At 67.2% G+C, this 5,706-nt stretch carries 1 protein-coding gene; it reads right to left on the bottom strand.

The genetic code is table 11. From position 1 onward, the window contains the following. Window positions 1-5,706 (bottom strand): non-ribosomal peptide synthetase (locus EGT50_RS16845; RefSeq protein WP_127955812.1); only part of this gene is annotated, 5,706 nt, incomplete at both ends.

Raw genomic sequence — 5,706 nt, forward strand, 5'->3', positions numbered from 1 at the left:
CCCACCCCGGAACCACACCCGCAGCCCGCGCCGCATACGCAGTCACCACATCCCGCGTCAACGGCCCCATCGAGAACCCATCCGCAGCAATGTGATGCAACACCAACACCAACACATGCTCGGTCGGGGACAGCTCGTAGAGCGCGACCCGCAGCGGGACCTCGTTCGTGACGTCGAACGACGACCACACGAGATCACCGAGTGCTTCCAGCAGCTCGTCGGCAGTGACGGACATCGGGTCGAGCGGGACTGTGACCTGCGACGCCGGAAGAACCACCTGGCTGCCGACTCCGTCGACGTCGGGGTAAACGGTGCGCAGGGATTCGTGGCGTGCGATCACGTCGCCCACGGCTGCGCGCATCGCGGTCCGGTCCAGCAGACCCGACAGCCGAACTGCGATTGGGATGTTGTTGCCGGTCGACGAGGTGTCGAATCGGTTGAGGAACCACATGCGCTGCTGTGCGTACGACAGCGGGATGACGTCGGGGCGGCGCCTGGCCACGAGCCGGATCCTGCCACCGCCACTTCCACCGGCGATCTGCTCGATCTGGACCGCGAGGGCGCGGACGTTGGAGACCTCGAACAGCGTGCGGACGGGGATCGACGTGTCGAGTTCTTCGCCGAGGCGGGCCACGGCACGTGTCCCGATCAATGAGTTTCCGCCGAGTTCGAAGAAGTCGTCGTCGCGTCCTACTCGGGCGACGCCGAGCAATTCGGCGAATACGTCGGCGATGATCTCCTCGATCGGTGTCTGCGGAGCCTGGAACTCGCGAATTTCGAACTCTGGTTCGGGCAACGCCCGACGGTCCAGCTTTCCACTGGCGCTGATCGGCAGCTCGTCAAGCACGATGACCGCTGCTGGGACCATGTACGACGGCAGAGCCCGTCCCACCGCGTCCTTGACGGCAACCGGGTCGATCGATTCTTCGTCCGCGGCCACGAGATACGCGACCAGGCGCTCACTCTTGACCAAGACCACGGCCTGTGTGACGGCGTCCAGCCTGTGCAGGACCGCCTCGATCTCGCCGAGTTCGATTCGGAAACCACGCAGCTTCACCTGATCGTCGGCGCGACCGACGTACTCGATCACGCGATCCGCGGTCGTCCGTACGACGTCGCCGGTGCGGTACAGCCGGGTGCCGGCGTCCCCGAACGGGTTCGGAACGAAACGTTGGGCGGTCAGACCGGCTCGCTCGTGGTACCCACGAGCCAGTCCGGGCCCCTCGAGGTACAGCTCACCCACGACCCCGGCGGGAACCGGCCGCAAACGCTCGTCGAGCACGTAGGTGTTCGCGCCGCGAATCGCGCGGCCGATCGTCACAGGCTCACCCGGCACCAGCGCATCGGAAATATTCGACGCCACAGTCGCCTCGGTCGGACCGTACGCATTGAACATCCGCCGCCCACCAGTGACCCACCGGGCCACCAGCTCCGCCGAACACGCCTCCCCACCGACGACCACCACACGCAGCGCATCCAGACCCGACGGATCAACCGACGCCAACGCCGCCGGCGTCACGAACGCATGCGTGACCCCCTGCACCCGAAGAAGATCGGCCAGCTCATGGCCACCGTAGATCGACGTCGGCGCGACCACCATCGTCGCACCCGCCCCGAACGCCATCAGCAACTCGAGAACCGACGCATCGAAACTCGGCGACGCGAAATGCAACGTCCGCGACCCCGCCTCGAGGCCATACCGCTCCACCTGCTCAGCCGCGAACGCCGCCAGACCCGTGTGCGTCACCACGACACCCTTGGGCACACCGGTCGAACCCGAGGTGTAGATCACGTAGGCGGGATGGCTTGGGGTCAGCGCCCGCACCCGGTCGATGTCCGACACTCGGGCGGCCGACTGTTCTGCGACCGCCGCGGACACGGCGGCATCGTCGAGGACCAACCACGGAACACCCTGCGGCAAGCCGGCTGCATGCTCGGAGACCGTCACACCCAGGAGAGCGCCCGAGTCCGAGACCATGTGCGCGACACGGCTGCCCGGGTAGGTTGGGTCGACCGGCACGAACGCGGCACCTGACTTTGCGACCGCCCAGACCGCCGTCACCGATTCGATGGATCGGGTCAGGGCGACGGCGACGACATCCTCGGGGCCTACGCCGCGCGACACCAGAAGCCGCGCCAAGCGGGTGGACCGCTCGTCGAGTTCGCGGTAGGTGACCTCCGTGGTGCCCGCCACCAGCGCGATCCTGTCCGGGTCAGCGTCCGCCGCTGCAGCCAGCAGATCGGCCAGCAGCATCGGTTCGGGAGCCGCGGGTCCGATCGGTCCGGTCAGTTGTGCGGCCTCGTCGGCACCGAGTAGATCGATGTCCCCGACGACGACGTCCGGCGAGGCGACGACGGCCTCGAGGACCCGGCCGAAGCGAACCGTCAACGCACGCACGGTCGATTCGTCGAACAGGTCCGTCGCATACGTGAAGCCGGCCGCCATCCCCTGGGCGGCTCCGTTCTCGTCGATGGACTCTCGGAAGGTGAACTGCAGGTCGAACTTCGCCACCTCGGTGTCGAGGTCGACCTGGTCGATCGTCAGGCCGCGCAGGTCGAGGTGTGTTGGGCCGAGGTTCTCGAACGAGAGCATCACCTGGACCAGTGGGTGTCGCGATGTCGAACGTGCGGGATTGATGATCTCGACGAGCCGCTCGAACGGGATGTCCGAGTGTGCGAAAGCCCCGAGTGCTGCGTCCCGGGCGTGCGCGAGAACGTCGGTGAACCGGGCGCCCTGCTCGACGTCGGTTCTCAAGACCAAGGTGTTGACGAACATGCCCACGAGGTCGTCGAGTGCTTGCTCGCCGCGTCCGGCGACCGGCGTACCGATCGCGATGTCCGAAGTGCCCGCCATCCGCGACAACAGCACCGAGAGCGCGGCGTGCACGACCATGAACAGGGATGCACGGTGTGTATGCGCGAGGTCGGTGAGCGCCTGGTGAATTTCCGGGGAGATGTCGAACTCGACGTGCGCGCCGCGGAAAGATTGCTGTGCCGGTCGGATCCGGTCCGTGGGCAAGTCGAGTTGATCGGCCAAGCCGGCTAGGTGCTCAGCCCAGTATCGTGCCTGGCTCGAGACCACCGAGTTGGCGTCATCCTCGGAACCGAGGATCTCGCGTTGCCATAGCGCGTAGTCCGCGTACTGCACCGGCAGCGGCGTCCATGCCGGATGAAGCCACTGGGTGCGACCGGCGTACGCCGCCATGATGTCGCGCGCCATTGGGCCCATCGACCAACCGTCCGCACTGATGTGGTGAACCACGATCACCAGGACATGCTCGGTCGGGGTGACGCGGAAGAGTTCGGCCCGCACAGGTGCCTCGACGGTGACGTCGAATCCGCGCCCGGCAAGCGTGAGCGCCCCGTGCCGCAGTCCCTCCTGGGAGACGTCCCGAGGGGACAGGTTCGGCGCCACCTGGACTGCGTCGAGCACCACCTGGTGCGGCCCGTCCGGTGAGTCGGGGAAGATGGTCCGCAGAGACTCGTGCCGGTCGAGGACATCCGTCACCGCGACCTGGAGGCCGCTGACGTCAAGGACTCCGGACAGGCGGAGACCGAAAGCCAGGTTGTACGTTGGTGATTCGGGATCCAGACGGTTGAGGAACCACATCCGATGTTGCGCGAGCGACAGTGGGACACGGTTCGGTCGAGGTCGGGCGACAAGGGCCTTGCGAGCGCCTGCGCCCGCATGCTGCTCGATGTGGACCGCGAGCGCACTAACGGTGGAGGCTTCGAACAGCACCCGCACCGGAACCCGTGTGTCGAGGGCGGCCCCGAGACGGGAGACCACCTGTGTCGCGATCAGTGAGTTGCCGCCGAGGGCGAAGAAGTCGTCGTCGACTCCGACTCGTTGGACGTCGAGGACGTCGGCGAAGGTGTCGGCGACGATCTCTTCGATCGGGGTGGTCGGTGCCCGGAACTCGCGTGCTTCGATCACCGGCGCGGGTAGCGCCTTCCGATCGAGTTTGCCGGAGGCGTTGAGTGGGAACGCGTCGAGTTCGACGAACACCGACGGCACCATGTACGACGGCAGGGACCCGGACAGGTCCGCCCGCACCGCGTCCTCGTCCACCTCGCCCCGGGTGGGCACCAGGTAGGCGACGAGCTGCTCGTCGCGGACGAGGACGACCGTCTGCGCGATGTCGTCGCGTTCGAGCAGTGCGGCCTCGATCTCGCCGAGCTCGATCCGCAGACCGCGCAGCTTCACCTGGAAGTCGGTGCGTCCCAGGTACTCCAACTCGCCGTTCGCACTCCACCGCACCAGGTCGCCGGTGCGATACATGCGCTCACCGACACCGCCGTACGGGTCGGCCACGAACCGCTCCGCCGACAGGTCCGCCCTTCGGACGTACCCGCGCGCGAGCTGGACACCGGCCAGATACAACTCACCCGGCACCCCGACCGGGACCGGGTGAAGCCGCTCGTCGAGGACCAGCACCCGGGTGTTCCACACCGGCGCACCGATCGGCACCGAGGACACGTCCGCATCGGTGACCTCATGGTAGGTCACGTCCACCGCGGCCTCGGTCGGCCCGTACAGGTTGTGCAGCACCGCACCTGGCACTACGTCGCGGAACCGGGCCGCGGTTTGCGCCGGCAATGCCTCACCCGAGGCGAACACGGTCTGCAGAGCGGTGACTTCCCGCACGGCGGGTTCGGCCACGAAGACTGACAGCATCGATGGCACGAAGTGCGCGACCGTCACGCCCTGCTCGACCATCACTCGCGCCAGGTACGCGGGGTCCCGGTGCCCGTCTGGGATCGCGATCACCAGGCGACCACCGATCTGCAACGGCCAGAACAACTCCCACACCGACACATCGAACGTGAACGGCGTCTTCTGCAACACGACATCCGACCCGTCCAGCTGGTACTCGGCTTGCATCCACACCAGGCGATTGACGATCGCCGCGTGGGAAACCGCTACGCCCTTCGGCCGGCCCGTCGACCCCGACGTGAAGATCACATACGCGGTGTTCGACGACCGCAACGGAGCCACACGTTCCGCATCCGACACCGGTGCGCCATCGAAGCCGGACACATCGGCCTCGTCCACGTTCACCACACGGACAGACCTGTCCCCCACAGCACCGACAGACTTGTCGCCCGCGACGGTGAATCCGTCGCGGCTGGTGGTGAGCACCAGGGTCGGGTCGGCGGTATCGAGGATGTAACCGTTGCGGTCGGCCGGCTGATCCGGATCGACCGGCACATAGCCGCCACCGGCGACCGCGACCGCATACACCGCCACCAGCATCTCCACCGACCGGCCCATCGCCACCGCCACCAGCGACTCCGGACCCACCCCCTCGGCGATCAGCAGCCGCGCCAAACGATGCACCCGGCCCGCGAACTGTGCATACGACACCGACCGGCCCTCGAACACCACCGCCGGCGCATCCGGAGTCCGTGCCACCTGCGCCTCGAACAACTCCACCAGCGTCGCCGACCCGTCCACCGGGCGCCCGGTCGCGTTCCACCCCTCGACCACCAACGCCCGCTCCGGCCCATCGAGCACCTCGACATCACCGACCGGCGCCACCGGATCGACGGTGACCGCCTCGAGCACCCGCACCAGCCGCTGCCCGAACGAGACGATCGTGGCCTCATCGAACAGATCGGTGGCATACGTCAGATCCACCGACCACCCGTCGGTGGCGGCCGGGACCACGGTCACCTGCAGATCGAACTTGGCGACCTGAGCAT

It is taken from the genome of Rhodococcus xishaensis, from assembly GCF_004011825.1.
Lineage (GTDB): Bacteria > Actinomycetota > Actinomycetes > Mycobacteriales > Mycobacteriaceae > Prescottella > Prescottella xishaensis.